The 26,444-nt window shown below is 54.6% G+C and carries 25 protein-coding genes and 2 tRNA genes; 16 read left to right on the top strand and 11 right to left on the bottom strand.

Going from position 1 to position 26,444, the window contains the following annotated elements; genetic code table 11:
* The first annotated feature begins 733 nt into the window (after positions 1-733).
* From DQX05_RS14050 to DQX05_RS14040, 4 genes are all read left to right on the top strand, one after another.
* Positions 734-1,087 carry a hypothetical protein gene (locus tag DQX05_RS14050; RefSeq protein ID WP_119794209.1) on the top strand — a complete coding sequence of 118 codons (354 nt, stop codon included), beginning with the start codon at positions 734-736 and terminating at the stop codon, positions 1,085-1,087.
* Positions 1,088-1,937: 850 nt separating this feature from the next.
* A complete protein-coding gene (locus DQX05_RS32090; RefSeq protein ID WP_397335449.1) occupies positions 1,938-2,720 on the top strand; it encodes a polymorphic toxin-type HINT domain-containing protein in 783 nt (260 codons plus the stop codon).
* Entirely contained in the window at positions 2,696-2,821 is a 126-nt protein-coding gene (locus DQX05_RS33160; RefSeq protein ID WP_220483178.1) for an HNH endonuclease, read from the top strand. The genes DQX05_RS32090 and DQX05_RS33160 overlap by 25 nt, the downstream gene beginning before the upstream one ends.
* Before the next feature lie 17 nt (positions 2,822-2,838).
* On the top strand, positions 2,839-3,264 hold the full coding sequence (locus tag DQX05_RS14040; RefSeq protein WP_119794208.1) for a tRNA wybutosine-synthesizing 3 family protein: 426 nt from the start codon (positions 2,839-2,841) through the stop codon (positions 3,262-3,264).
* Between the two features lie 475 nt (positions 3,265-3,739).
* Here the strand turns inward: DQX05_RS14040 and DQX05_RS32085 are convergent, their stop codons facing one another.
* Entirely contained in the window at positions 3,740-3,916 is a 177-nt protein-coding gene (locus DQX05_RS32085; protein WP_259391984.1) for an S-layer homology domain-containing protein, read from the bottom strand.
* Positions 3,917-4,099: 183 nt separating this feature from the next.
* Between DQX05_RS32085 and DQX05_RS32080 the strand changes: the two genes are divergently transcribed.
* Both DQX05_RS32080 and DQX05_RS14030 read left to right on the top strand, forming a co-directional pair.
* Positions 4,100-4,246 (top strand): hypothetical protein, encoded by a 147-nt coding sequence (locus DQX05_RS32080; RefSeq protein WP_259391983.1) that lies wholly within the window; start codon positions 4,100-4,102, stop codon positions 4,244-4,246.
* 103 nt (positions 4,247-4,349) lie between these two features.
* Positions 4,350-4,544, top strand: coding sequence for a site-specific integrase (locus tag DQX05_RS14030; RefSeq protein WP_119794206.1), 195 nt, complete (start codon positions 4,350-4,352; stop codon positions 4,542-4,544).
* Positions 4,545-4,967: 423 nt separating this feature from the next.
* On the opposite strand, the gene DQX05_RS14025 is transcribed toward DQX05_RS14030, so the two are convergent.
* From DQX05_RS14025 to DQX05_RS14005, 5 genes are all read right to left on the bottom strand, one after another.
* Positions 4,968-5,041, bottom strand: a tRNA-Gly gene (locus DQX05_RS14025).
* A 64-nt stretch (positions 5,042-5,105) separates the two neighbouring features.
* Positions 5,106-5,182, bottom strand: a tRNA-Pro gene (locus DQX05_RS14020).
* Between the two features lie 144 nt (positions 5,183-5,326).
* Complete coding sequence (locus DQX05_RS14015) at positions 5,327-5,986, bottom strand: response regulator (protein ID WP_119794205.1); 660 nt, start codon at positions 5,984-5,986, stop codon at positions 5,327-5,329.
* Between the two features lie 26 nt (positions 5,987-6,012).
* Positions 6,013-6,864, bottom strand: a complete 852-nt coding sequence (locus DQX05_RS14010; RefSeq protein ID WP_119794204.1) for a sensor histidine kinase — start codon at positions 6,862-6,864, stop codon at positions 6,013-6,015.
* Between the two features lie 175 nt (positions 6,865-7,039).
* A complete protein-coding gene (locus tag DQX05_RS14005) occupies positions 7,040-8,041 on the bottom strand; it encodes a LacI family DNA-binding transcriptional regulator (protein WP_119794203.1) in 1,002 nt (333 codons plus the stop codon).
* A gap of 242 nt (positions 8,042-8,283) precedes the next feature.
* Between DQX05_RS14005 and DQX05_RS14000 the strand changes: the two genes are divergently transcribed.
* Both DQX05_RS14000 and DQX05_RS13995 read left to right on the top strand, forming a co-directional pair.
* The gene (locus tag DQX05_RS14000; RefSeq protein ID WP_119794202.1) at positions 8,284-8,610 is read left to right on the top strand and encodes a YbjQ family protein; all 327 of its coding nucleotides are present in this window, start codon (positions 8,284-8,286) and stop codon (positions 8,608-8,610) included.
* 8 nt (positions 8,611-8,618) lie between these two features.
* Entirely contained in the window at positions 8,619-8,870 is a 252-nt protein-coding gene (locus tag DQX05_RS13995; RefSeq protein ID WP_119794201.1) for an HD family phosphohydrolase, read from the top strand.
* Between the two features lie 80 nt (positions 8,871-8,950).
* Here the strand turns inward: DQX05_RS13995 and DQX05_RS13990 are convergent, their stop codons facing one another.
* Positions 8,951-9,919 carry an aldolase catalytic domain-containing protein gene (locus tag DQX05_RS13990; RefSeq protein ID WP_006675215.1) on the bottom strand — a complete coding sequence of 323 codons (969 nt, stop codon included), beginning with the start codon at positions 9,917-9,919 and terminating at the stop codon, positions 8,951-8,953.
* Between the two features lie 430 nt (positions 9,920-10,349).
* Here DQX05_RS13990 and DQX05_RS13985 point away from each other — a divergent pair, with 430 nt between their 5' ends.
* The 3 genes from DQX05_RS13985 to DQX05_RS13975 are packed head-to-tail and all read left to right on the top strand — an operon-like array spanning position 10,350 to position 12,916.
* Positions 10,350-10,613: a FeoA family protein gene (locus DQX05_RS13985; protein WP_119794200.1), complete on the top strand. Its 264-nt coding sequence runs from the start codon at positions 10,350-10,352 to the stop codon at positions 10,611-10,613.
* The gene (gene feoB, locus DQX05_RS13980) at positions 10,610-12,718 is read left to right on the top strand and encodes a ferrous iron transport protein B (protein ID WP_119794199.1); all 2,109 of its coding nucleotides are present in this window, start codon (positions 10,610-10,612) and stop codon (positions 12,716-12,718) included. Before DQX05_RS13985 ends, feoB begins: the two co-directional genes overlap by 4 nt.
* 15 nt (positions 12,719-12,733) lie before the next feature.
* Positions 12,734-12,916 carry a FeoB-associated Cys-rich membrane protein gene (locus tag DQX05_RS13975; RefSeq protein WP_397335443.1) on the top strand — a complete coding sequence of 61 codons (183 nt, stop codon included), beginning with the start codon at positions 12,734-12,736 and terminating at the stop codon, positions 12,914-12,916.
* Between the two features lie 132 nt (positions 12,917-13,048).
* Here the strand turns inward: DQX05_RS13975 and DQX05_RS13970 are convergent, their stop codons facing one another.
* The gene (locus DQX05_RS13970; protein ID WP_119794197.1) at positions 13,049-13,939 is read right to left on the bottom strand and encodes a LysR family transcriptional regulator; all 891 of its coding nucleotides are present in this window, start codon (positions 13,937-13,939) and stop codon (positions 13,049-13,051) included.
* Between the two features lie 153 nt (positions 13,940-14,092).
* Between DQX05_RS13970 and DQX05_RS13965 the strand changes: the two genes are divergently transcribed.
* Positions 14,093-15,097: a DMT family transporter gene (locus DQX05_RS13965; protein ID WP_119794196.1), complete on the top strand. Its 1,005-nt coding sequence runs from the start codon at positions 14,093-14,095 to the stop codon at positions 15,095-15,097.
* 1,067 nt (positions 15,098-16,164) lie between these two features.
* Here DQX05_RS13965 and DQX05_RS13960 read toward each other — a convergent pair.
* From DQX05_RS13960 to DQX05_RS13950, 3 genes are all read right to left on the bottom strand, one after another.
* Complete coding sequence (locus DQX05_RS13960; RefSeq protein ID WP_119794195.1) at positions 16,165-17,676, bottom strand: leucyl aminopeptidase; 1,512 nt, start codon at positions 17,674-17,676, stop codon at positions 16,165-16,167.
* A 132-nt stretch (positions 17,677-17,808) separates the two neighbouring features.
* Positions 17,809-19,230: an ATP-binding protein gene (locus tag DQX05_RS13955; RefSeq protein ID WP_119794194.1), complete on the bottom strand. Its 1,422-nt coding sequence runs from the start codon at positions 19,228-19,230 to the stop codon at positions 17,809-17,811.
* A 298-nt stretch (positions 19,231-19,528) separates the two neighbouring features.
* Positions 19,529-19,933: a hypothetical protein gene (locus DQX05_RS13950; RefSeq protein ID WP_040729985.1), complete on the bottom strand. Its 405-nt coding sequence runs from the start codon at positions 19,931-19,933 to the stop codon at positions 19,529-19,531.
* Between the two features lie 210 nt (positions 19,934-20,143).
* Between DQX05_RS13950 and DQX05_RS13945 the strand changes: the two genes are divergently transcribed.
* The 4 genes from DQX05_RS13945 to DQX05_RS13930 all read left to right on the top strand — a co-directional run bounded on the left by DQX05_RS13945 (position 20,144) and on the right by DQX05_RS13930 (position 26,443).
* Positions 20,144-20,398 (top strand): KTSC domain-containing protein, encoded by a 255-nt coding sequence (locus DQX05_RS13945; protein ID WP_119794193.1) that lies wholly within the window; start codon positions 20,144-20,146, stop codon positions 20,396-20,398.
* 221 nt (positions 20,399-20,619) lie between these two features.
* On the top strand, positions 20,620-21,096 hold the full coding sequence (locus DQX05_RS13940; RefSeq protein WP_119794192.1) for a DUF4912 domain-containing protein: 477 nt from the start codon (positions 20,620-20,622) through the stop codon (positions 21,094-21,096).
* Positions 21,093-24,011 (top strand): 1,4-alpha-glucan branching protein domain-containing protein, encoded by a 2,919-nt coding sequence (locus DQX05_RS13935; protein WP_119794191.1) that lies wholly within the window; start codon positions 21,093-21,095, stop codon positions 24,009-24,011. The genes DQX05_RS13940 and DQX05_RS13935 overlap by 4 nt, the downstream gene beginning before the upstream one ends.
* Positions 24,011-26,443: a sugar phosphate nucleotidyltransferase gene (locus DQX05_RS13930; RefSeq protein ID WP_119794190.1), complete on the top strand. Its 2,433-nt coding sequence runs from the start codon at positions 24,011-24,013 to the stop codon at positions 26,441-26,443. Before DQX05_RS13935 ends, DQX05_RS13930 begins: the two co-directional genes overlap by 1 nt.
* Position 26,444: the final 1 nt, after the last annotated feature.

Raw genomic sequence — 26,444 nt, 5'->3', positions numbered from 1 at the left:
ATTGAAGTACAAATAGCATATCACATAATCATACAAATAATTATGTGCTGGCGTTGAGTCTGACCCAATCCGTCCCCCACAGCTATTATGTGGATAATAGTGTGGGCAGACAATAGATTAAAAAAGGTCACGGAACAATCCGGATCTTTTCCCGTATATGTTTTTTTGCAGCAAAAAAAGAGCCCCACCAGCACAATGCCAGCAGAGCTCCTTTTCACCGCGGCGAAACTTTCGTGTTAGTTTCCCTCCTGCTTTAGTACAAGCATTTAAAGCACTCTCTCATATTGTAATATTAGGAAAGGAGGTGGCTTGAATGAGCCGTCGTAGAACAATCACTGTTATTCTTCACCGAGGCCAAAAAGTATTGGTAGAGTGCAGACGCCGTAGAAGACGCTAACCTAATTACTCATTTTATGAAGCGTCGAACCTCGCTCCACTCCGTGTCTAACCGCAAGAAAAAAGCCTCGGAATAATTCCGGGGCTTTTCCCGTATATGTTCGATTTGCAGAAAAAAGAGCACCGCCAGCATAACGCCAGCAGAGCTCCTTTTCACCGGTTCCTCCGGATTTGTATACATTATACCAAATAAAATAGCCCTGCTGAAAAGGCGAGGTATGCGATGAAAGTGAACGATGAGCGCAAATTGGATACAACCATGTTAATCTTAGTTCTAAATTGAACCTCCTTGATATAAGTTAGATTGATTATAATTTTCTACTTAGGAGGTTTTATCTTGAAGAAAAAGGTTTTAGGTAGTAGTACAATTATGATGTTTGTCGCATTGGTGTTATTTGTATCAAGTGCTTTTGCGGCATCAGCAATATATGTACCATACAAGTTCGATACCACTATGACAAAAAAAGATGTAATTACAAGCGAAACGCTTCAAGTTGGTGCAGATTATATTGAGCTAAACATTGAAAGCGCATATTATGAACGTAATAAAGATATGGGTACGAATATTACTTTTGAAATTTGGAAAAAGGGCGGCATATTTTCAAGGGATTCACGTGTGAAATCATACAATTTAAACACCATTATTACTTCGAGTGATAAAATTAGACAAATACTATGTGAAAATTATTAACGATGATCCTTCAAGTTTTTACGTCACCCTCAAAGGATATTTTGTTACACAAGCAAATATCAAATAAATCAAACCACCATCTTTGATAGACGTTGTTAAAAGATACGTTTTAACTACAAAGGGCTGGGTACATATTTTATGACCTAGCCCTATAATATTTTTGTTGTGCTGTATGCTTCTCCTACTCTTGCATTTCTTGTTTCTGTCCCTCCCATGACAACATAATATTGAAGTTACTTCCGTTGTTAAATGCCTATATCCCACATACAAATATTTAGGCTTTATCCGTTGAAAGGACGACCTTCTGAACCTCGCCAATCCATCGTACACTGGCCCCGCCCGCCTCCGCAACCGCCCGGACATGGGCGTATGCGCTGCCCCTGATCAACTCTCCCGGTACAGGCACGCTATTGATTGATGCCGTGGTCTGCTGGTTCCCCCCACTCTCCATCCTTTCCCTACCGCTCCGACCGGCCCGAGAATCAATCCATTCAGGTTTCCCTCAGCAACCTTCTTGTCGTTGCTTCGAACCCATCATTTCGGAATTTATTATAAATCTTTAAAGTATTTTCAAAAACAAGGGCACAAGACGGCATTTTTTGGTAAACTCGGAAACGTTATTTTTTGACAAGGAATAACGTCATCCAGCACCATATATAGACAATTTAGCTGTGTGACGAGATAAGGGGGAAGACATTGCTTAATATCAACCGAAGCGTGAACATGAAATGTATGGACGCCAGCATTCCTTAACCGATCGTGAATGCATCCAATATTCACAAGCATACCTTTTGCTTCTGCTCAATCCATTGCTAATTGCAATTTACATTGTTTCTCTGCTGGTACGCCAGTGCGAACCGAGGCGGGATTTAAACCGATTGAACAAATTCGCGTTGGAGATCTCGTTCAGACGAAAGATGAAACAACGGGAAAAACAGGATATAATACGGTTATTGAATTGTTCCAGAGACAAACAAACGAAACGTATAAAATTACGGTCAAAGGAATAACGATAACGACGACGGAAGAGCATCCGTTCTGGGTTCCTGGCCGGGGCTGGATAGAGGCAAGACATCTTAAGGTAGGTGACCTGCTTCAAAATCCAGAAGGCAAACTTTATCCGATCAACCGTATCGAGATAAAGAACGGAATCACCACCGTGTATAACTTCCGTGTCGAAGGAGTACATAATTATTTCGTAACGGAACTGGAAATATGGACGCATAATTGTGGGGCCGGGGGAATGAGAAATATCCCGATGAGGGCACCTTCAGGAGGGGGCGGAGGCTCAAGCAAGGCGTCTAAGGGCACAGGTACTGTAGTTAAATCTAGTGTTCAGCAGATAAAACCACCTGCGGAATTCGGTTCTAAAAGTTTATTTGAAAAAGCCAATAATACGTTGAATGGGACGACGGGAGAAGCGTATAATCGTACTAAACATTACGGCAACACCCCTTCAAAAAAAGCAAGAAATGAAACTTTAAAGAGAGATAACTATACCTGTCAGTATTGTGGTAGCAAGGATCACCCCCAGGCAGACCATAACCCATCTCTTAAGTCACATTACCAAAATGGCGGAAAAAACACGACTAAAGAAGAAAGGGTTAAATGGCAAATGACCCTTCGAACTTAAATACAGCTTGCAGAAGTTGTAATACAAGTAAAGGGGCTAAGAATTACCCTGACCAATGGACAGCTGCTGACAAATATAAGGGTAGGAAGAAAGGTAAATGAGAAAATGGAGGACATAGATGGCTGACTACTTAACTAAAGCACCGCAGGATGAACTGGATGTTAATATAAAAGAATTAGTAAATGTATTAAATTCATTTGATGCTATTCAGACTATAGGTAGTTGTGGCGGACATCCTAACCCTTTACCCAGTCAGTGGGAAGAAGGAACTTGGTATGTAAAGTTTGATGTTGAACAATCCCTGGAGGGATGGCACACAATTGAGTTTTTAGCTTGGGCTATAAATCATGAATACGATGAGGACCTGACGGTGTTTTTTATGCCGAAATCAAGTCCCCCTTGGCTTAACGCACCGTCACAGACTTTGGCATGGGTTATTGAGGGATATAACAAGCAAGACCCTAATCAACTAGCAGATTTTTTGTATAAGGTAAAAAGTGACTTTTATAAGTCGGCGAAAAGTCTGGAGACTAAGGGTGACTAACAACCTTACCTTGATTGGCTTCATTCCTTTCAAGGTTTCTTTTTATTGTGGTAATGGATACACGCTCTCATTTCGCGCTAAGTAAGAGCCGCAGGAATGATCCCACGGCACGTTATTCTTTGTTGAACTACTATCATGCAAAAAAATCATATTTTTTTGTTTTACATAATAAAACCCCTACAAAAACTGGGTTTCCATACCGATATATTTAGTGTAAGGAACATTACAGTTTCTTTCATTACATCAAGGAGGTGACTAATATGTCTATTTTTATCGCTGTTTTGCAATTTATAGGTGAATCCATTCCTAAGCTGGTTGAACTGCTTCAACAATTTGCGTAACACCTAGCGTAGCACCTAGGCCCATGAATCGGTTTATACCCAGCCTGGTTCATGGGCTTTCCTTATACAACTAGGGAACAGCGCTTTGAAGCAGTTCAACCCGTACCGATTAACCGATACATTTTCAATATAATCTATTTACCCGAAGACTTCAACATGCTATCCACGATAACAGCAATTTCGGCCCGCGTGATCGATTCGTTCGGTACGAATCCCGTATTACGGCCATTCATGATCCCTGCGTCCATCACACGTCGGATCGACGCCTCCGCCCAATGTCCTTCATAATCCTGCTGCTTCGGTTTTTCCATTGCCCCCAGCTCCTTCTCAATCATTTTCACAAACTCGGACCATCGCGGCAGTATCCGGCTTGGACAAGCCTTGCCGCTCCAGTGCTTGTGCGGGACTACCTTATCAATGCTCAAGCCGTGCCGCTTGCACCAGCAACCCTCCCGCCTGATGAGAATGGCATACGCGGCAGGGAACGGAAGACCGTGAAAGCGAAGAATAAAACCGAAGCCGAAAAAATATGGGCAATCTTTGCTGCTGAGGTATATTCCGGAGAATACGTTACCCCTGGAAAAATCATATTTAAAAAATTCGCTCTCGAAGAATGGTTGCCGAACTATGCCTTTTTATGATACGGATGAAGCAAAAGACGTAATCTAACATTTAAGTACATTGAATGACACATGGAGACTGTACTTTATAGGTTGCATTCTTGGTGGTTTTCGGAGGGGAGAATTGACGGGGCTTGAATGGCCACAAGTAAATTTTCCCGAGAACTATATAGACATCAATCAAGCACTTGTACTTACTGAAAACGGACAGCCTATTATAGATGACACCAAAACGGATGCTTCAAATGGAATTGTAGCAATGCCAGCATGGCACATGGTATATGAAGGAACTTCAAAAACACCATTTCAAATGGCTTGAATCAAAAGATGCACTTGGTGATAAGTGGTTGGGTGAAAAACGGCAATTCGTCTTCCATTCAGGCGTTGGCAAACCGTATCACTTTACGACCCCGACAGGAACATGGTCCAAATTTCTGAAGAGGAACAACCTACGTCATGTGAGATTGCATGATCTGCGACACACAAGTGCTTCTTTATTAATTGAATTATTAAGATACGTATACTCACGTAACTAAAAAAATGAGCCAACACGTAATAAAAAGTTTCGACTCGTTCGACCCAAGTAAAAAGAGAACCGGCACGTCGGGTTCACCCCAATTTCACCCCAATGGGTAACTTCAAATCAATAAGTTACACGATATGTAACATTTGCCCAAAAACCAAAAAAGGCCCCGGTCGGACCGACCAAGGCAAAAGTAGTAAAAGGTTATGAAGAAAAAATTGGAGCGGGTGATGGGAATCGAACCCACGCTGCTGGCTTGGGAAGCCAGCGTTCTACCATTGAACTACACCCGCGAGAGGCCAAAAAACACACCCTGATCCCATAAAAACTGACCGAGTGTGTCCAATCAACAACAGATGGTCGGGACGACACGATTTGAACATGCGACCCCCTGGTCCCAAACCAGGTGCTCTACCAAGCTGAGCTACGTCCCGAAGCAAAGTAACTTTTCACAAGAATTAATATACCATATCGCTGAGTCTCATGCAAGGCAATTTACGAAAAAATGAACCAGTAAAATCACCCATATCCAGTACGTAACTGGTCACGACCTCTAAAAGAAACGGCCCCTCGCTCCTTCACGAGTCGACGAGGCCGTTCTCCAATGCGTATCGCGTCAGCTGCACGCGATTTTCCAAATGAAGCTTCTGCAAAATATTTTTCAGGTGATTTTTGACCGTATGCTCGGATAAAGAAAATTGCGCGGCAATCTCCTTGTTCGACTCGCCCCGGGCAACCCGCTCCAATATTTCGCGCTCCCGCATCGTCAACGGGGAATGCGCCGGCACCTTGCTGTTCTTGGTGGAAAATTCCTGCAAAATACGGAAAGCCAGCTCCTTCGACATGGGCGCCTCGTCGATGGCGATTGCCCGCAAATATTCATGCCATGCCGATGGCTGCAAGTTTTTCAGCAGATAGCCTTGGGCCCCTTTTTTCAGTGCTTCGAACAAATGAGTAATATCGTCGGATACGGTTACCATGACGATTTTGACATAAGGGAACCGCTCCTTAATATGCTTCGTCGCTTCCAGCCCGTCCATCACCGGCATCGAGATATCCATCAGGATCATATCCGGCATGACCGTCTCGGTCATCGCGATCGCTTCTTGGCCATTCACCGCTTCCCCTACGATGGCGAAGGAGGGATCGATCGCCAAAATATCCCGCATCCCTTCTCGCGCATGCTCATGATCGTCAGCAATCAACACACGAAATACCGGTTGTCCAGCCATTCTCATCGTACCCCTCTCCTCTCGAGTCGTGCCTATCGCGCCTCGGCCAGCCGCTCGGCTGCTCCCCGCTTCGAGACGCGCATAATCGTCTGCCCGGCCTCCCGCCTCATCTCGAATTGCCAGCCCAGCGTCCTGGCCCGATCCCGAAGCATTTTCAATCCGTACTTCCCGGCAGCGGCACACGGATCGCCCGCGAACCCCATTCCGTCATCCCGCACCTCGCATTCGAAGCCGTCCCCATTCAACCGGCCGATAACCCGCACACGCTTCGCATCCGCATGCTTCCTCACATTGGTCAATGCTTCCCGTACGCAGGAGAACAAGGCGATCTTCTCCTTGATGGTCAGTGATTCTTCCGGGATGGCCCATGCGACATCCATCTCCCACTCCGTATCTTTGTGAATGTCCTCGATCATTTGCATGAACGGATGGGACCAGGTAAAATCCTTCTCCTGCGGCACGGTCCGCAGGTTCGCAATCGCTTGCCGCACATCGTCATACACATGCCTCACCGTCTGGCGGAGCTTATCCAATTGACCCTGCTTCTCCTCCGAAGGGCATGACTCGAGGCGATCGATTTTGACCGACAGCATGAACAACGACTGCGAGATGCCGTCATGCAGCTCCTGCGCCAGCCTCTCCCGCTCCTCCAGCGCCGCCGTCATCCGCTGCTCCCGCCGGAGCGTCGCCTGCGTATCGTCCAGCTTCTTGAACAGCCGCGTCAGCAGCGTCGCCGAGACGATGAACACGATGATCGGGGCCAATATATTGCCCATATCCATCGACAAATAAGGAAGCAAAAAGGAATGTCTGACATATTCCCACAGCCCAATCGTCAATGTCGGAATCCATAAGATCAACCGCTTAATCATCTTGTCGCTCATTCGTGCATCCTCCCCGCTCAATCTGCCGCCCAGCCCCTTGCAGCCGGACGATGATCATCCCGTTCCTTTCTGCCGCCCTTTTCCCGGGTGCGCTTTCCAGCAAAAAAGCATGAGATCCCGCACGGGAACTCATGCCGCCTTCCTGCAGACGATGAGACGATGGCCCTGACTGTTCTCATTGCGATTGCGGCGCTGCCGTTGATTCCCGGACGATAATCTCCGAATTGAGACGGACGGTCCGGTTCGTAAGCGAGACGCCGTTCATCTGCTTGACGAGCATGTCCACCGCCGCCTTCCCGATCTGCTCGGCCGGCTGCCGCATCGTCGTCAAGCGCGGCCGCAGCTCGGAGGCAAGCACCTGATCGTCATAGCCGACGATCGACATATGCTCCGGCACCCGCAGGCCCGCTTCTGTCAACGCATTGATGGCGCCCAGCGCCGTGAAATCGTCCGCTGCGAACAGGGCGGTCGGAAGCTGCCCTTGGTCGAGCCATTTGCGAACCGCCTGATATCCGGATTCAATCGAGAACTCGCCCTGCTCCACCGCGAACGGCTCCAAGCTCGCTTCCTCCAACGCTTGCCTGAATCCGCGCTCCCGCTCGATCGAGCTAAGGAAGAAGCCCGGACCCTGGATATGAGCGATGGAGCGATGCCCCAGTTCCACGAGATGGCGGGTCGCTTCATAGCCTCCGCTATAATTATCAACGGTAACGCCATGCACATCCGGCTGAACGGTCTGATGATCGATAAGCACGAACGGAATATTCCGGTTCCGCAGCTCCGTCAAGTAGGATAATTCATGAATCGGCGACAGGAGTAGCAATCCGTCCACCCGATCCTCCTCAATAAAATCCCTTCCAACGCCTTCCTCTTGGGGATAATTCGCGACTGACAAAGCAAGATAATATCCGTGATCCTTCAAGAGGGAAGACACCGTCTGCACGATGCTGTCCAGGAACGAATCCTGCAGCGTCGTGACAATCATGCCGATGACTCCAGTTTTGCCTTTCGCCAAGCTTCGTGCCGCCGCATTCGGGTGATAGTCCAGTTCTTTCATCGCCTGCAGAACCTTCTGGCGATTCTTTTCTCGAACAGTCTGAGCATTGTTCAAGACACGGGATACCGTTACGACAGACAAGCCAGCTTTTTTGGCCACATCAAAAATACTGACTTTCATATCCTTCTCTCCTCATTGTCATCGTCATCCTGCCAGCCACATTGTTGTCATCTAGTATCCATAATAACCAATTTAGCGCTGCATTCCAATAAAATCTGCAGCAATCAGCTATTCATTTTGAGTATACTATGAATTAGAGTGGGCTTGCGCCAATCGCCGCCTTGAAACACAATTCAAGTTACGGCGTATTAGCTATATATAGGGTGGATGCATACATTTGCCCCACGAAGGAGATGGTAAGAATGATCGTAGCAACAACCGAGAATATCCCCAACTATGAAGTGACTGAAGTGCTTGGCACCGCTTTTGGCGTCGTCGTGCGCGCACGCGGCATCGGCGGAGACATTATGGCTTCCTTGAAAGGGCTGGTCGGCGGCGAAGTCAAGCAATATACGCAGATGATCGAGGACGCCCGGCGTCAGGCGATGGATCGGATGATCGAGAACGCGCACGCGATGGGCGGCGACGCTATCACGATGATGCGCTTCGATAGCGGCGATGTCGCGCAGAATATGAGCGAGATTGTGGCTTACGGAACGGTCGTCAAGCTGAGACCGGCTCAAAGGTAGGCGGGCCTATGTGGATCGTGATAGGTACGGCGTTAGTCGTATACGGACTCCCTTTGCTCGCCCTTATCATCCTCATCATCATCGGCAAAACCTATTTTGACAAGCGCTACAAGCAAGTCGACAATCCTCGCGATGTGATCGGCATCAACGCCGATTATGCCCCGACCAAAGAAATATTTATCGATCCTCGCGACGGTTATAAATATCAGGTATACTACAATGCCAAAACGGGCCAAAGACAATATATCCGCATGGATTGATGACGATTGAGGTTCATTTGGCTTCAAAAGAAAACAGCCCGCATCCCTATCATGGGAACGGGCTGTCTTACTCTAGCTAATTATTCCGGCTTTTTCTGGGAAAAACTGACTTCCGGCGTCGTCATCCGGTCGTAGAACTCAACATATTGATCACGCTCGTCCGATGCGAGCAGCGCCATCGCCGAACGCGGATGCTCATCGAGCGTTCCGGTGACGAGATATGGAATCAGGTAACCCCACTCCCATTTTTCCCGCGTCTTCAGCATATGATTTTGAATGAAGCCCAGCACCGGACGCATATGGTATCTGCTGTTCTTCAGATGCGTCAGCAGCAGCTCGGTCGGGCAGTTCCCTGCGCCGCGTCCCATGCCGTAGACGGAGGCATCCAGAATCTCGACGCCCAGCTCGGCTGCGACGAGCGTATTGGAGAAGGCTAGCTGCATATTATTGTGTGTATGCACGCCCAGGCGCTTGTTGGGCAGATGCTCCTTGAACTTGTGCACCAAGTAATGTATATCGTTATGATCGAGGCTGCCGTAGGAATCGACAATATAGACAATGTCTACCGGGCTGTCCTTAATCATGGCGAAGGCTTCAATCAGATCGTTCTCCATCACGTTGGAGAGCGCCATAATATTAATCGTTGTCTCATAGCCCCGATCGTGGAAAAGCTGAATCAGATCGAGCGCTTTGTCAACATCTTTGCTGTAGCAAGCGACACGGATCAGATCGAGCATGCTCTCGGAGCGAGGCAAAATATCATTTTCGTCCACCCGTCCGATATCAACGAGCGCCGACAGCTTGGTTGTTCCTTTTTGCGGAATGACTTTACGCAGGAAATCATCATCCAAAAAACGCCAAGGACCTGCTTCATCAGCGCCTTTAAGCAATTTCGGCGAATTTTTGTAGCCAATTTCCATATAATCGACGCCCGCTTCGTTCAATGAGGCATACAAGCTTTGCACGAACTCGACGCTGAAATCCCAGTTGTTGACGAGACCGCCGTCGCGAATGGTGCAGTCGATAATTTTACAATGATTCGTTTTCATCCCGCTATCTCCTTCTCAAAAATAATTTTCTCTCTATTCTAATAGAGAAGACCTCCGAAAGTAAAGGAAATCCAGCTTCTTTCTCCGCAACGATTCTACTTTTTTACAAACCATCCTTTGTTAAGTGCGTGTTCAAAAAGGCCGATATTCAGCACCGGAAAATTGCTTGAACTCGAAGCGGCAGCGCAGTGTAAACAAGACTGCAAGAGAGCTGAAAATGGTTTCCGCAGGAAAACATACATCAGAAAACTACACTTTCCGCGAGTGAGTGCAAGATTCAATGCGAGGTTACTCCCCGCAATAAAAGTGATCAAAGTCATTGTAGCCCGGACCTCTCTATGCTAAAATCCGATCACCAATTGATAAAGATTATCATTACCATTTGTTGACTGATATTATTATTCCGCACAGAGAAAGAAGGATGAACACGATGGGCCGTCATATTCCCCGTCCTGCTCTATCAACCACCCCATTATGTGAACTCAAGCCTGGCCAGACAGGCTGTATTTGCGATCTGTCCGAAGCCAATTCTGCCGTATGCCGGCGCTTGATGGAGCTCGGCGTCGAGGAAGGTACGCATGTGCAGGTGATGCACGCCGGCCTGCTCGGCGGACCTCTTACGCTGGAGGCGAACGGCCAGCTGCTCGGCATACGCCGCAGCGATGCCCGTCGGATCGGGGTGAATGCGGTATGAGCACACAGACAACCGCACTGGTCGGCAATCCGAACACCGGCAAGACTTCCTTGTTCAATGCCCTTACCCGCTCTTACGAATATGTTGGCAACTGGACAGGCGTAACGGTGGAGAAAAAAGTGGGGCGGCTGCATCGTCAAGCAGGCGCCCTGATCGATCTGCCGGGCATCTACTCGCTTCATCCGATGTCAAGAGATGAGAGCGTCGCCGTACAGTATTTGCTGGACGAGCGGCCGAACGCCATTGTCAATGTCGTGGACGCCTCCCAATTGGAGCGCAATCTCATGCTGACTGTGCAGCTGCTCGAGTATGGCGTGCCTGTATATGTCGCCCTCAACATGACGGATGTCGCTGCCGGAAGAGGCATTCATATCGATCCGGCGAAGCTGTCCGCCGCGCTCGGCGTCCCGGTCATTCCGGTGAATGCCCGCAAGAAGCAGGGCATCGCCAGCATTTTGGAGCGCCTGCAGCCGCAAGCGGCCGAGGCCGAGGGCATACCCCTACAGGACTCTGCTCGCGGGGGCGCATCTGGAGGCGGCTCAGCATCACCGCTTGGGCATGCAGGCCAACGCCGCAGCCCGCTCGTGCTGAATTACGGCAGCGAGGTGGAGCAGGCGATCGAGCGCATCTCCGCGCTTCTTCCCGGCGATGACACGGTGCCGCTCCGATGGACGGCGCTGCAATATATCGAGCAGAACGAGACGGTCCGCCAATCCGTCCAGAGGCGGATAGGCGACGAACAGGCCCGCCAGATCGGGCGCATCATCGAAGAGGCCGAGCAGCACCTGCGGGACAGCGGAGCCGCGCTTCATCTTCCCCAGCGGCTGCGCAGCATCCGGATGGAATTCATCCGTCAGGTCATCGCTTCGTCCGTCCATGCGGAGCAGCGGCAGGCACGCACAATGACAGAGCGCCTCGATAATATCGTCACGAATCGATGGCTCGGCATTCCAATATTTATCCTTATTATGTTTCTGATCTTCAAAGTCACCTTCGACTGGCTCGGCACGCCGGTGTCGGACGCGCTGGACGAGTTCTTCTCCGGCCCGTTGACCGAAGGAGTCGCGGCGCTGCTGGATGCGGCAGGAGCCTCCTCTTTCACGCATGCGCTGCTGGAGGAAGGCATTATCGCCGGGGTCGGAGGCGTGCTGGTGTTCGTGCCGCAAATATTTTTGCTGTTCCTCTTCATCTCGTTCATTGAAGATTCCGGTTATATGGCCCGGGTCACCGTCGTGATGGACCGACTAATGGAAGCGGTCGGCCTGAACGGCAAGGCGTTCATTCCGTTCGTTATCGGCTTCGGCTGCAACGTGCCGGGCATTATGGCGGCCCGCACCATCGAACAGCCGCGGGAGCGTCTGGTCACGACGCTGCTCGTCCCACTCATGTCCTGCTCCGCCCGGCTGTCGGTATATGCATTATTCGCCGGCGTATTCTTCCAGGCGCATCAGGCGATCGTCGTCCTCAGCCTGTACTTGCTCAGCATCGTGCTGTCGCTGCTGCTGGCCAAGCTGTTCACGAAGCGCTTGATGAAGGAAGAGCACAGCATCTTCGTCGTCGAGCTGCCGCCTTACCGCATGCCGCAATGGCAGACGCTGTTCCGCAGCACATGGAAGAAGGGCAAAGGCTTCGTCCGCAAAGCGGGCACGTTCATTCTGGGCGGCTCGGTCCTGATCTGGTTCCTCACCTACGCCGGCCCCGGCGGGCTCGGAGTAGAGATGGACGACAGCTATTTGGCGCTGATCGGCGGCTTCCTCGCCCCGCTGCTCGCACCGCTTGGCTTCGGGACATGGCAAGCCGGGGCCGCGCTGTTGACCGGGTTCCTGGCCAAGGAAATCGTCGTGTCCACGATGAACATCATCTATCATGCGCCGGATGCGGCGATGCTGCAGGCACAGATTGCCCAAGCCTTCACGCCGTTGTCCGCTTATACGTTCTGCGTGTTCCTGCTGCTGTACGTCCCCTGTCTCGCGACCGTCGGCATCCTGCGCAAGGAGACGGCTTCATGGCGGTGGACATGGTTCTCTATCGGATATTCACTCGTCCTCGCCTATGCCGCGGCACTGGTTGTAACGACAGTCGGACATTGGCTTGGCTATATGTAAGAAAGGATGATGGTGATGCCCTGGTTCGAGATTGCCCTCGTATCCGCTATCTTCGGCTATGCCGGCTGGACGCTGATCCGGCATATCCGCAAAAGCAAGCAGGGCGCGTGCGCCACATGCGCCCTGAATCGCTCCTGCTCATCCGGAAGCTGCGCTTCCGCGCCGAAGGTTCAGCCGGAGCATAAGGTAACCGAATAGAATCGAAGAAGGAGCGCGCCCGCAATGGGCCGCTCCTTCTTCGATCTCAAGCCGCTTCGCTACTCGCCGGCTTCTCGCCGCACTGCCGGGACTTCCGTCCCCGCTTCGCTGCTTGGCTTGTTCATGTTCGCTTCACGCACTTCGCCGGCTTCGAACCGCCCCGATCGCTTCGATGAATCTCCGCTCCACGCTGCCCAGATAAGAGTCTCCCCGGCGGATGTAGACGACAGAGACTCTGTTGAACGGGGCCGGAATCGGAAACACGCGGAGCGAGCCGTCCGCCTCTTGCTTCTTCACAGCGGCTCGCGGCACGACGGTAATGCCGAGTCCGGCCGCAACCGTGCCGATAATCGTCTCCAGTGTACCGAACTCCATCACCTTCGTCGGCTGAATGCCTTCCTGCTGCAGCCATCGTTCGAGCTGCGCCCGGTAGCCGCAGCCGCGCCGGAACACAAGCAGCGGCAGATACAGCAGCTCCCGGAATGGAAGCGGCTTGCCGGGCTTGTCTTCCCATGCGTCCGGCCCGCAGACGAGCACCAGCTCCTCCTCGAAGACTGGAATCGTCTCAATATTGGCTGCGCTCACCGGCCCGGAGACGAACGCGCCGTCCAAATTATAATCAAGCACCTCTTCGGTCAGCTTCTCGGTCACTCCCGTCACGAGAGAGATATCGACCTTCGGATGGTTGCGGTAGAACAGGCTGAGAATATCCGGCAGCCCGACGACCGTCTCGATCGAGCCGATAAGCAGAGAACCGGCCGGATCGTCGGGATCCTGGAACGCCTTCTTCATCTCCGCCATCAGCAGGGCCATGCGCTCCGCATAATGGAGCAGCTTCCGCCCCTCCGCATTCAAGGTCATGCCCCGCCGGTGGCGATGGAACAGCGGATATCCGATCTCCTGCTCCATCAGGCGAATGCGGGCGGTCACATTGGACTGGACGTATCCCATCTCCTCCGCCGCCCGGCTGACGCTCCCATGCTCGACGACGGCCAGAAAAATGTGTAAATCGCTTACTTCCATCGCTGGCTTGTCCCTCCGATCCGCGCTGAAACTAGGTATCATTATCAGTGATATCTTAAATCACTTTCAATTATTTTACAAGATATCTGAACCGCACTATGATGTAGGTTGGTTGCTTTAATTAGGATAGTGGATACAGGAGTGAGTAACATCATGAGCAAGTCCCGTTTTTGGAAAGGTGCTTTATTTTGTTTGTTTTCCGCAATCGCTTGGGGAGCGATGTTCCCTGTGGCCGAGAGTGCGCTGCATCATATCGATCCGTTCTGGTTCTCCGGCATACGCTACAGCGCCGTCACCGTGCTGCTCGTTCTGCTGCTTGCCTGGAAGGAAGGCAGACAGGCATTCCGGACCGAAGGCCACGGCATGAAGCTGTGGGGATTGGGAACACTCGCTTTTATGGTATATAACTTTGGCGTCTTCTGGGGCCAGCATCAATTGGGCAAATCCGGCGTGCTGCTGGCGTCCATCATGGAATCGTTCATGCCGATGCTCGCCGTGCTGCTCGTCTGGTCGCTGACCCGCAAGCGTCCGAACATCCGGACCTTGGGCTGCGTGGCCGTCGCCTTCATCGGCGTGCTCTTCGTCGTCACGAAGGGCGATTTCACGGCCTTCGCGAATGGCGGCCTGAAGCTGCTCCCCCTCCTGTCGGTATTCGCCGGCGTCATCGGATGGGTTGTCTTCACCGTCGGCAGCGGCCAATTCTCCGGCTGGTCGGCGCTTCGTTTCTCTACGCTGACCTGCATCTACGGGGGAGCCACGACGATGGCCGCCGTCCTCGGCCTGACGCTACTCGGCATCCTCGATGTCCCGGAAGCATCCCAGGTGGTCCGGATCATCCCGGAAATGCTGTTCATGATCGTCGTAGCGGGTCTGATGGCCCTGCTGAGCTGGATACAGGGCATTCAGCAGCTCAATTCGGTGAACGGCATGCTGTTCATTAACTTCGTGCCTGCGACGACCTTCATCATCTCGGTCATCCAGGGCTATGCGGTCTCCGCAGCCGAGATTATCGGCTCGCTCCTTATCGTCGGCGCGCTGATCGCCAATAATCTGATTACGCGGCGGGAATCCGCCCTGGAAGCGCGCAAGCCGGCGGCCTCGCGTCCTTCGCCAGCACTCCGGCCCGCCAAGAAGCAATCACATGTGCCAGCAGGATAACACACTTTTCACAACATATCTATTGGACAAGGGAGAGACGCCAAGCGCGCCTCTCCCTTTTCTCTTCGCACATGCAGCGCACAGGGCTCCTTGCCCGCTGCTTGTCCCTCCCCGTATCTGGATTGCCGGGACTCAGCGGGCATTTTCCGGGCACTTAAATTTCCCGTAATCGTACTGTGTTTTAGCCTCATGACAGCTTGGCACTTTACGTCGGCTCTTTCTAAGATGAAAATGCGGTTCAGCTCTCATTATCCACTGCTGCATGATGCAATTCGTCACTCGTCCGGCGGTGCATAATGCATTGGCACCGTCCAGCGTTGCATAATGCACTCGGTTCTCATCCAACGTGGCATAACGCATTTGGTACTCGGCTGCATAACGTATTTGGTACTCGTCTAATGCCATATAACGTAATTCGCCGTTTATTCAATGCTTGATAGTGCAATTCAGTACTTGTCCAATGCTATAAATCACAATTCAGTACGCATCCACTGCTGCATATCACAATTCAGTACTCATCCAATGCTGCAAAAATGCAGTATCTGCTCTCCCAACTCTATCCGAAAAAAGAATTCCTGCAAATGTGCATCAATTTTTCCCATTTGACTTCGATCCGAGGCTATAGAGGCGAAAAAGATGCACTTTTGCAGCAATTTCATCTAATTACATTAAAAACAGGGAAAAAGCTGTATTTTTACAGGATTTCCCGCAACCAGCGCATTATAAAGCAACAATCTCGTTATCTACTTGCACTCAATCCCGACTCCCCTCTCCATCTTATCTCCCCGTACTCGCCCCGCATCCGCCACGAGACCAACTACTCACTCCACACCCGTACCGCATCCGCCATGAGGCCAACTACTCGTCACGCACCGTACCGCATCCGCAGGGGCAAACACTCATCGCCTCGCGCTTGGTCCGGACCTGCGAAGAGCCAAGAGTCGCCCCGCCTCTCCCCTGCACTCGATCCTGCTCCTGCAATCGTCCCTCAGAAAACACAAAAATAGCCGAGGCCGACTCTACGCCGGCTCCGGCTATTCTGTGTTGTCATGTCGAACGGCAGACGCTTAAGCCTCCGACAATACATATTCGGTAATGGTGCGGACCATGACCCCGGTAGCGCCCTTCGGATCGACCCCGCGGCCGCTGCTCAGGAAGGCGGTGCCCGCAATATCGAGGTGAATCCAAGGCAGGCCGTCCGCGAACGTGCCGACGAACAATCCGCCCGTAATCGTGCCTGCCCCGCCTGGAATGGCGTTGCGCACGTCAGCTACGTCGCTCTTCAGCATATCCCAATATTCCTGGTGGGACGGAAGCTGCCAGACGTATTCGTTCGTGCGTGCCGCCGCTTCCTGGAAGCGGGCGAAGAAGGCAGCGTCGTTCGTGACGACTCCCGTCGAGATGCTGCCGAGCGCCACGCCTACGGCCCCCGTCAAGGTCGCCGCATCGATAATCTTGCTCGCGCCGAGCTCCTTGGCATAGGTCATGCCGTCCGCCAGCACGAGGCGGCCCTCCGCATCCGTATTCAACACTTCAATCGTGCGACCGCTGTAGGAAGTGAGGACATCCCCCGGCTTCAAGGCGTTGCCTGCCGGCATATTTTCGGCCGAAGCGACGACGCAGACCACGTTCACCTGCGGCTTCAGACGGCCGATAGCTGCCATCGCGCCCAATACGGCCGCGGAGCCGCCCATGTCGCAGATCATCTCGTCCATATTGCCAGCGCGCTTCAGCGAGATGCCACCGGTGTCGAAGGTAATACCTTTGCCGACGAGACCGCACACATCCGTCCATTCCGGCTTGCCCTGGTATTTCAAGGCGATCATGCGCGGCGGGTTGGACGAGCCTTTGCCGACGCCCAGCAGGGCGCCCATGCCCTTCGCCTCGATCTCCTTCTCGTCCAGCACATGCGCCTCGAAGCCGAACTGCTTCGCCAGTTCCATCGCCGTCTCCGCGAGACGGCTTGGGTACAGCACATTGCCTGGCAGATTCGTCAGATCGCGCGCAAAGGTCGTTCCAAAGGCATAGGCTTGTCCGCGAACAGCGCCTTCGTTCCATGCCTTCTCATCGATACCTTCTCCGGCCAACGTCACTGCTTCAACGCAGTGAATTGGCTTTGCGTCTTTCTTGTACGTCACACGCTGGTATGCTCCGAGCAAGAAGCCTTCCACCATGACATGCGCCATCGCAGCCGCCTCTTCGCCGGCTGCCTTCTTCAGCTCGTCCGGCACGATAACCGCGATGCGGGACAGCTTCAGCTTGACCGCTTCGCGCGCAGCCTCCGCGAGCATCAGGCGCACTTGCTTCGTCGCAAGCGCCTCATCCTTGCGGCCGACCGCGATCAGGACGGGAGCCTTCTCTTGTCCTGTCGCCGTGACATACGTCTTGCAGCAGCCTGCCTCGAACAGCCCGGCCTTCACCGCTGCCTGACAAGCTTCCGCTCCCGGGAACCCGGAAGCTTGCTCCAATTCGGAGCGGGATCCAATGACGACGATGCCGTCCGCTTCAATGTCGCTTGCAGCCTTCGCTGCCGTCTGAATGGTAACCTTGTCCAGCCAAGCTACATTCAATAAGTTCACGTATGTATCATCCCTTTTACTTATAATGAAGTGCCCATCGTATCCATACTATCATATCTTCGGAGATTCGGGCATGGCAACGGATGCTTTTCGGTCATTGTACCGGTGCCGCAGCAGATCTGACTCGGGTGATTACGATGTGACCAAAGGAAGCTTGATGACGAATTCCGTCCATTCTTCCGCCTTGCTGTCTACGTCAATGATCCCTCCATGATTTTTAATAATGCGGTAACTGACCGACAATCCCAAGCCAGTGCCCTCCGCTTTCGTCGTGAAGAAGGGGTCAAATAAATGCTCCAGCGTCTTCTTCTCCATGCCGATTCCGTTGTCCCGTATCCGGATGGCGACATACCTGCCTTCCTTCTCCGATGTGATGTGAATCCGGCCCTGGCGCACTTCCTGCACATGTCCGATCGCTTCAATCGAATTGCGGATAATATTCAAAATGACCTGCTTAATCTGCTTCACGTCAATCGAGATGCAATGCGTATCGCCGTGAAGATCCTCTTCCAGCTCGATTTCGCAGCCTTTCATCAACGCTTCGCTTTCGGTAAGGAGTACGACTTCGCGGAGCAGGGAGGAGATGGGAATCTCTGAGGTCTTTGGGGCGGATGGTTTGGATGAATTCAGAAATTCAAAAATGATGTCATTCGCGCGGTCAATCTCCGCGAGGATGATTCGTGCATACTCTTCCTTGCCCAGATGCATCAGATGCGGACGCAACAGCTGGATAAATCCTCGAATCGACGTGAGCGGATTCCGTATCTCGTGGGCGATGGCAGCCGCAATCTTGCCCAGTATCGCCAGCTTGTCATTCTGGTACGCCGTCTGCTCAATCCGCTTGAAATCGGATACATCCTTGATGCTGAATAAAAAATCGCCGTCCATCTGATCCCCGTAAGTAACGGTAATTAAGTAGTGCCTGTCGTTCCGGTCAGAGAACTCATGATAGCGCTTTCTCGTCAAAATAGTATCTTTGTACAACCGCAAAATTTTTTTACGCTTGTCCTTTTTGAGCAGAGGATGGAACAGTAACTCCCGAAGACTGCAGCCAATGAGCGCCTTGCGGGGAATATCGAGCAGCTTGGCGGCCTCCACATTGATAAACGAAAGAACGCCGCTGCTATCGAACAATACAATGCCGCTATCCATTTGCTGAAGCACACTTTCATATTTATTGCGCGCCATCTGGGTGGAGTACAATGCCTGTGCGGACCGAAACCAAGGTTCGCGAATCGGGTCTAGTACCAATGTGATCCCCTCCTTGCTTCCCTGTTCTGCCTTATTAGCCGTAATCCATTCCATGAAATACAGAAACGAACGATGCATCATTTTCATGGCCTCATCCGTCTCAACATGGGACAGCACGGTAAACATTGCTTCCTCGTGGAAGCTCCATACAATCTCCGGATTCAGCGGAGCGGCACGGGCAGTCTCGCGTGCAAGGTTCAACTCCCTTATTCCGCCGTACAGCATATAACGCCTGAGTCCTTTGACATATCGAAGCTTCCATTCCGACCGTTTACACTCTTCCTGTGCGCTTATCAAATTCATGCGGGACTCACCTCATCTACGGCAACCTGTTCCGTTCGGCAAGACCAATTCCAACAGTTCCATCATAGTAAACTTTTGGCAAAAACGTCAACCCTAGATAATGTCGAAAATGTACAAAAAAACTCGTATCCCATAAAAGTAACTTAAAGGATAGACAACCGCTGCCCCATACTAAAAAAAGGCGACCCAGTCATGTATCGATGCCCCGTCATCGCAGCTGTTCCTGCGACGGTCCCATACGACCGCGTGTCGCCTTTCTTTATGTCGAACTCTTCCATTAGACTGGCTCCTATCCTCTCTACTGCTTCATGAGCTGCGCCTTGCGCCGGCTCATAAGAGCGAGTCGCCGCTTCAGCTGTGATTCCCATTGCGTATCCTTCCACTGCTTGGCCAATGCCAGCAGATCGAGCGCATTGTCGATTTGGTTGCGGACCAGCTCAAGCGGATCGTCATTCTCATGATTAATGCAGTTCTCGAACAGCTGACTGTCGTCCGTGGTGACGTAATCCTTGAAGTTCACCTCCTCTACCCCATCGCTTTGAGCATACTCCGCCAAAATTTCGTACTCATTTTCCACCAGAAAATGCACCTCGATACGGTGGCACACCGGACACAGCAACAGGGGAACATTTTGTATGCGAGTGCGGTAATGCTGAAGCGTGCCCTTCGTTCCGATCATGCTTGCTCCACAACAGAAACTCATGTTCTCCCTCCTCGGCATGAATACAAGGCTTCTGCATACGGCCGTCTCTCCGTCGTCTTGTTAGCTTATTCGATACGGACGCCGTTAATTCCTTCAATAACAGCGAAGTTCCTCCTAACGTCCCACGTCCCCCTACGCCTGTCACGTCTAATCATACGTTCTGCCGGCATATAGATGTGACATTAACGATCTTCAAAGGGAGGTTCGTCGATGAAGCCTAACATGCTGTTCATTGGCTCGAAGCAGATCGATTATGTCCAGTATGACGAAGCAAGCGGGCAGCTCTATATTCACTATGCAACCGGACGGACGGATGCCTATTGCTCCGTGACCCCGCATTGGTATGAGCAACTGCTCCATTCTGAGAATCGTTATGACGATGTCGTTCAGTTGACGGCTCGCTCACGCCCGGAATTAAGTGATCAAGGAGCCGTATCTGTCGAAAGGGGCAGCAGCTCAAATTAGGGCCCTTCATGTATGTATACCTGTTCGCCGCGGAAATGAAACACTGGTTTATCGCCTTTTTAATTTGGAATATTCTGGTTTGAAGTCGGATAGTATTAGGGTGTAGTTCGATTTCGTTCGTTTGCACCCCCCTATATACCTGAAAGGAGGACCCTCTTATTTCTATCCGCAATGAGCTGTTCCATTCCATCCGTGAACGCCCGTCCGCCGCTATTCACCTGATGGTGAAGAACCCGGACACCCTGTTCGCATACTGGCATATCTCCCCGCGCAGACGTGCTGCCGCGGAACGGCATTACGGCCGCCCCTGGAGCACGATGACGAAGAACATCCGTCTGTACGCCGCGCCGCATCCTGGAAGGCTGCAGTCCGGGAGCGGAGATACGCCGCTTCCCTATCACGATTGCCGCGATTCTAGAGTCCAAGGGGATGAAGCGGCTTCGGCATATCTTCGTCCTGTGCTGCCTGGAGGAGCCCATGCGGCCGATTTCGGCATTCTGGATGACGACTCCCAATTCGTGCCGCTTGTCCGTTCTTCCATTGTATGCATCCCTATGTCCGCACATGCATATGCCCATTCGGCCCGGCTACATTCCGCTTCATCCGGAATCATGGCGCCCAAGTCCGAGGCCGGCACTTTATTCGAGCAATTTTCCGTATATACGCTATATTCCAAGGATGAAGGAGTCCACGCATGATAACAACAGTTCCGCATTGCAAGCGTACCTCCCCCGCAAGTACGGGGCAGATCGCTCTGCTTCTCCATGCCCATCTGCCCTATGTGCGTCATCCGGACCGCAGCGGCACGCTGGAGGAGCGGTGGTACTTCGAAGCCGTGATGGAAACGTATCTTCCGCTGCTGGATCGGTTCCGGCAGCTTGAGCGGGACGGCATCCCGTTCCGGTTGACGATCTCGCTTTCCCCAACCCTGATCGCCATGATGGACGACCGCCGGCTTCACGAGCGGTTCGAAGCGCATCTGGCCCAATCCATCCGCCTCGCATCCGCCGAGCTCGATCGGCTGGCGGCGGAGGGAGCGCTGCGGGAAGCCGCCGCCATGTATCTGGAGCGCTGGCGGCGCTACCAAGCGCTGTACCGGGATTGGGGCGGGCGTCTCATCGACGGCTTCCGCCATTATCTGGAGCGTGGCCATCTGGAGTGCATCACCAGTGCCGCAACCCACGCTTTCCTGCCTTACGTGAAGCAGGAGAAGCTGGTGCGTGCCCAACTGGGGGCCGGGCTGCAGGAGGCGGAGCGCCATCTCGGCCGGCGGCCGGCGGGGCTGTGGCTGCCCGAGTGCGCCTATTCGCCCGCCCTCGCGCCGCAGCTGCAGGCCTGCGGCATCCGTTACATTGCCATTGCGTACGACACCTGGGCGAAGGCGCACCCGGCTCCGTCGTCCCTGCCGTACGCTCCTGTCATGACGACGGGAGGCATCGCCGCGTTCGCCGGGGATCCGGAGTCGTCCCGCCAAGTATGGAGCAGCCGCGAGGGCTATCCCGGAGATGCCGACTACCGGGAATATTACCGGGATATCGGCTTCGACCTCGGCTGGCATGACGAAGCGGAATGGAACTATATCCGCCCTTATCTGCTGGAGGATGGCAGCCGGCTCAATACCGGGCTCAAGTATTACCGCATTACCGGAGCGCAGGCGGCGAAGGCTCCGTATTGTCCGGAGCAGGCGCTCGCCAAGGCCCGGGAGCATGCCCGGCATTTCCTCGACTGCCGGGAACGGCAGCTCCGGGAGGTCCGGGCCGACATGAACCGCCTCCCCGTGGCGGTCTGCCCTTACGATGCGGAGCTGTTCGGCCATTGGTGGTACGAAGGGCCGCTCTGGCTTGAGGCACTCTTCCGGGAGCTGCATGAACGGCAGTCGAGCCAGGCAAGCGGCCTCGCCTTCGTCACGCTTGGGGAGGCACTCGCCGAAGCGGATCTGTCGCCGTCGCCCGAGGCCGAGCTTCCGTTCGGGAGCTGGGGCCGCGGAGGGTACGGCGAAGTCTGGCTGCAGGAGCGCAACGATTGGATCTACCCGCTGCTGCATGAAGCGGAGGACCGATTGGTCCAGGCAGCGGAACGACTGCGCAAGCAGGCCGACCCGGGTCCGGTGCTGGACGGCATGATGAACCGGGCGCTGAAGGAGTGGATGCTTGCCGCGAGCAGCGACTGGGCTTTCATCATGGATGCCGGCACCGTGGTGGAATATGCAGCAGCACGGACACGGGAGCATCTGCGCCGCTGCCGGATTCTGCTGGACGGCGTCATGGCGGGACAGGAAGAAAAGGAGCTGCTCCGGCAATGGGAAGCGGAATATCCCTGCTTCCCCGCCCTCGATTACCGGACGCTGCTCGGCGGAGATGAAGGGGGGAGCGCCTTTGAGCAGCGCTTCGTCCCGATGAACGCCCCGGAAGAACCAGCTACCCGGGTGCTGATGCTCGCCTGGGAATTCCCGCCGCTCGTCGTCGGCGGACTGTCGCGCGCCGTCTACGACCTGTCGCGGCATCTCGCGCGCGGGAATTGCGAGGTGCACGTCCTGACCCGCGATGTCCCCGGGTCTCCGGCGTACGAGCAGATGGACGGCGTCCATGTCCACCGCGTAGCGATGCTGGCCCCGCTGACTCCTCCCGCCTTCATGGATTGGGTCTTCCAGATGAACGCCGCCCTGAGCGACGGCGCGGATGCGCTCGTGCGGGAAGGCTTGCGCTTCGATTATATGCATGCGCATGATTGGCTCGTCTATCCGGCGGCACACGATCTGAAGGAGACATACGGCTGGCTGCTCATCAGCACGATCCACGCGACGGAATACGGGCGCAACCACGGTCGGATCGAGAGTGGGCTGCAGCGCCGGATTCACGGCATGGAGCAGCGGCTCGCCGCCGAATCGGATCATGTCATCGTGTGCAGCTCGGCGATGCAGGACGAGGTGCAGCGGATCTTCGATCTGCCGCGCAGCCGCATCTCGATGATTCCGAACGGAGTCGCCATAGTAGAGGAGGGCGGCGAAGCTCCGGCTAGACAGTTGAAGCGGACGTCGGCAATACATTCTGCCCAAGAGCCGGAAGCATACGGGCCGATGCTGTTCTATGTCGGCAGGCTCGTCTACGAGAAGGGCATCCATGTTCTGATCGATGCTATGCCGCAGATTCGGCAAGCCGTGCCCGGCGCGAAGCTCCTCATCGCGGGAACGGGACCGATGAAGCAGGAGCTGTCCGCCCGGATCGAGGCTCGAGGGCTCGCGGGGCAGGTCCGGCTGCTCGGCTTCGTGGATGATGAGACGCGCGACGCATACATGCGGGCCGCCCGTGTCTGCGTATTCCCCAGCCTGTATGAACCGTTCGGCATCGTCGCCCTGGAAGCGATGCGCTTCGGCACCCCGGTCGTCGTCTCCGACACCGGCGGGCTCGCCGAGATCATCCGCCACGGGATCGACGGCTACAAGGCGCTGCCAGGGCATGTCGAATCCTTGGCCTGGCATGTGACCGATCTGCTGCTTCACCCGGAACGGGCCTCCCGCATGGCCGCGGAAGCCGTCCGCACCGTGCGCCGGCAGTACGACTGGCGCGCCATCGCCGCCTCGACGAGAGAAGTATATGAAGGAGTGAGTCCCTGATGAAAGCCGTAATTATGGCCGGCGGCAAAGGTACCCGGCTGCGCCCGCTCACGCTGCATACCCCGAAACCGATGGTTCCGCTGTTGAATCGGCCGTGCATGGAATATGCGCTGGATCTGCTGCGGAGCTGCGATATTTACGAGATCGGCGTAACCGTGCAGTATCTTCCCGAGGTCATTCGCAATTATTTCGGCGACGGGTCTGACTTCGGTGTGAAGCTCCACTACTTCGAGGAGGAGAGCCCGCTCGGGACCGCCGGCAGCGTCAAGCATGCCGCCTCCTTCCTCGACGAGACGTTCTTGGTCATCAGCGGGGACGCGCTGACCGACTTCAATCTGCGCGACGCGATCGAGTTCCATCAGCAGAAGCAGGCGATTGCCACGATGGTGATGGCGCGCGTCGCCTCTCCGCTCGAATACGGCGTCGTCATGACCGATGACGACGGGCGGGTGACCCGCTTCCTGGAGAAGCCGGGCTGGAGCGAGGTATTCAGCGATACGGTCAATACGGGCATTTATATTATGGAGCCAGAACTGCTAGAGCGAGTACCGGACGGCGTCAGCTTCGACTTCAGTCTCCAGCTCTTCCCGCAGCTGCTGAAGGAAGGGCTGCCTCTCTACGGCTATGCGGCGGAAGGCTACTGGTCCGACATCGGAACGCTTCAGCAGTACCGCCAGACGCAATACGACATGCTAGATCGCAAAGTCGCTGTCCGCATTCAGGCAGCCGAACCGATGCCCGGCCTGTTCGTGGAGGAAGGGGTGCGCCTGCCGTCGCGCATCCGGCTGATCGGTCCTTCCTACATCGGTGCGGGCTGCACCCTTCACCCTTCCTGCTCCATCGGCCCGTATACGATTCTCGGGGCGGGCAATGTCATCTTTCCGCACAGCGCGCTGGAGCGCAGCATCGTCTGGAACGGCTGCAGCATCGGCAGCCGCGCCGAACTGCAGGAAGCGCTACTGATGGATCGGACGCAGGTCGGGCAGGACGTCCGCATCCAGGAAGGAGCGGTCATCGGGAGCGGCTGCGCGCTCGGCGACAAGTCGGTCATCCGCCCGGAGGTCAAGCTGTGGCCGGGGAAGCGCGTCGATCGCCTGCGCACCGTCAACGCCTCGCTCATCTGGAGCGAGGACGCGCCGGCCTCCCTCTTCCGCGGCAGCCGCATCTGCGGCACGCCGAATGCGGATCTGACGCCCGCCTTCGCGGGAGAACTGGCTGCCGCCTACGGCTCGGTGCTGCCGGCGGGGGCATCTATCGTGCTGGCCCGCGGCCCGCATGACTTCGATGCGCTGCTCCAGACGGCGTTCGCGGCCGGGCTCCGCTCCGCCGGCGTCCATGTCACCGATATCGGCGAAGTGTCGGCGGCTTGCGCCCGGTACACGGTCCGGAAGCTCGGCGCAGCCGGTGCGGTGCATATCGGACTGTGCCCGCCGGCCGCAGGGGCCGGTCCGGAGCGGGGCGCTCTCTGCTGGATGGATGCCGAGGGGCGGCCCCTCTCCAGCGCCGCCGCGCGCAAAATAGAGCAGGCCTACTTCCAGGAGGATTATGCGCGGGGCGCCGTCGATCGGCTGGGCAGATTCGAATCGTATGCCCACGCCCGGTCGGAGTATATCGCGGCGCTGCAGCGCGAGCTCGATCTGGAGCTGATCGCGGCGGCGAACTACGCCTTCGTCCTGCACGCCCCTGCCGCCCACGCGCCCGAAATCGAAGCCTGGGCGGCCATGCTCGGCGGGACCCGAATCCATCTCCGAGCGGAGACGTCCAGCCCTGCTGCGGTGCTGGAGCAGGTCCGCCGCCTGGGCGCCGACTTCGGCATCGCCTGGGATGCGGACGACCGGCTGCACTTCATCACGCCGGACGGCGGCCTGCATGAGCCGGAAGCGCTGCTTCCGCTGATGGTGCGGGCACTGGCGCTGCGCGGCGTCCGGGCTTCCCTCGGCATGCCTGTCAGCGCGCCCGCCGCCGTAGAAGCAGCGGCAGATGGAAGTCTGCTGCAGATCGTCCGCACGAAGGAGGATCTCCACGCCCAGATGGAAGCCACCTCCGGTCTGCCCCTTCATCCGGGGGCCCATCCGCTGTACGCTGCCGGCCTGCTCATCCAATGCGCCGCCGCCGAAGGAAGGACGCTCTGCGAGCTGCAGGAGCAGCTCCCTTCGCTGTGCATGGCGAAGGAGGAGCTTCTGTGCCGCCGGGAGGAGACCGGGCCGCTGCTGCGGGGGATGACCGAATGGGTGCGGAAGGGGAAGCACCGGGCCGAATTGCTGGACGGCATCCGGCTGCAGGCCGAGGACGGATGGGTCCTGATTCTGCCCGACGCCGACGAGCCCCGCTTCCAGATCGTCGCCCAGGCGGACAGCATGGATAACGCGCGCCGCCTGGCCCTGCAGTATGCCAACCGTCTGGCGAAGACACAGCTTCTCATAAGGAAGTGAT

Source organism: Paenibacillus thiaminolyticus (assembly GCF_003591545.1).
Taxonomy (GTDB): Bacteria; Bacillota; Bacilli; order Paenibacillales; family Paenibacillaceae; genus Paenibacillus_B; species Paenibacillus_B thiaminolyticus_A.
This window is presented reverse-complemented; position numbering and strand designations above follow the sequence as displayed.

Excerpts from the sequence above, each read along its gene's own strand:
- DQX05_RS33160 (WP_220483178.1), top strand. The coding sequence starts at position 2,696 with ATGGCAAATGACCCTTCGAACTTAAATACAGCTTGCAGAAGTTGTAAT.
- DQX05_RS14040 (WP_119794208.1), top strand. The coding sequence starts at position 2,839 with ATGGCTGACTACTTAACTAAAGCACCGCAGGATGAACTGGATGTTAAT.
- DQX05_RS32085 (WP_259391984.1), bottom strand. The coding sequence starts at position 3,916 with ATGGAAAAACCGAAGCAGCAGGATTATGAAGGACATTGGGCGGAGGCG.
- DQX05_RS14015 (WP_119794205.1), bottom strand. The coding sequence starts at position 5,986 with ATGAGAATGGCTGGACAACCGGTATTTCGTGTGTTGATTGCTGACGAT.
- DQX05_RS14010 (WP_119794204.1), bottom strand. The coding sequence starts at position 6,864 with ATGAGCGACAAGATGATTAAGCGGTTGATCTTATGGATTCCGACATTG.
- DQX05_RS14005 (WP_119794203.1), bottom strand. The coding sequence starts at position 8,041 with ATGAAAGTCAGTATTTTTGATGTGGCCAAAAAAGCTGGCTTGTCTGTC.
- DQX05_RS14000 (WP_119794202.1), top strand. The coding sequence starts at position 8,284 with ATGATCGTAGCAACAACCGAGAATATCCCCAACTATGAAGTGACTGAA.
- DQX05_RS13995 (WP_119794201.1), top strand. The coding sequence starts at position 8,619 with ATGTGGATCGTGATAGGTACGGCGTTAGTCGTATACGGACTCCCTTTG.
- DQX05_RS13990 (WP_006675215.1), bottom strand. The coding sequence starts at position 9,919 with ATGAAAACGAATCATTGTAAAATTATCGACTGCACCATTCGCGACGGC.
- DQX05_RS13985 (WP_119794200.1), top strand. The coding sequence starts at position 10,350 with ATGGGCCGTCATATTCCCCGTCCTGCTCTATCAACCACCCCATTATGT.
- feoB (WP_119794199.1), top strand. The coding sequence starts at position 10,610 with ATGAGCACACAGACAACCGCACTGGTCGGCAATCCGAACACCGGCAAG.
- DQX05_RS13975 (WP_397335443.1), top strand. The coding sequence starts at position 12,734 with ATGCCCTGGTTCGAGATTGCCCTCGTATCCGCTATCTTCGGCTATGCC.
- DQX05_RS13970 (WP_119794197.1), bottom strand. The coding sequence starts at position 13,939 with ATGGAAGTAAGCGATTTACACATTTTTCTGGCCGTCGTCGAGCATGGG.
- DQX05_RS13965 (WP_119794196.1), top strand. The coding sequence starts at position 14,093 with ATGAGCAAGTCCCGTTTTTGGAAAGGTGCTTTATTTTGTTTGTTTTCC.
- DQX05_RS13955 (WP_119794194.1), bottom strand. The coding sequence starts at position 19,230 with ATGAATTTGATAAGCGCACAGGAAGAGTGTAAACGGTCGGAATGGAAG.
- DQX05_RS13950 (WP_040729985.1), bottom strand. The coding sequence starts at position 19,933 with ATGAGTTTCTGTTGTGGAGCAAGCATGATCGGAACGAAGGGCACGCTT.
- DQX05_RS13945 (WP_119794193.1), top strand. The coding sequence starts at position 20,144 with ATGAAGCCTAACATGCTGTTCATTGGCTCGAAGCAGATCGATTATGTC.
- DQX05_RS13940 (WP_119794192.1), top strand. The coding sequence starts at position 20,620 with ATGGTGAAGAACCCGGACACCCTGTTCGCATACTGGCATATCTCCCCG.
- DQX05_RS13935 (WP_119794191.1), top strand. The coding sequence starts at position 21,093 with ATGATAACAACAGTTCCGCATTGCAAGCGTACCTCCCCCGCAAGTACG.
- DQX05_RS13930 (WP_119794190.1), top strand. The coding sequence starts at position 24,011 with ATGAAAGCCGTAATTATGGCCGGCGGCAAAGGTACCCGGCTGCGCCCG.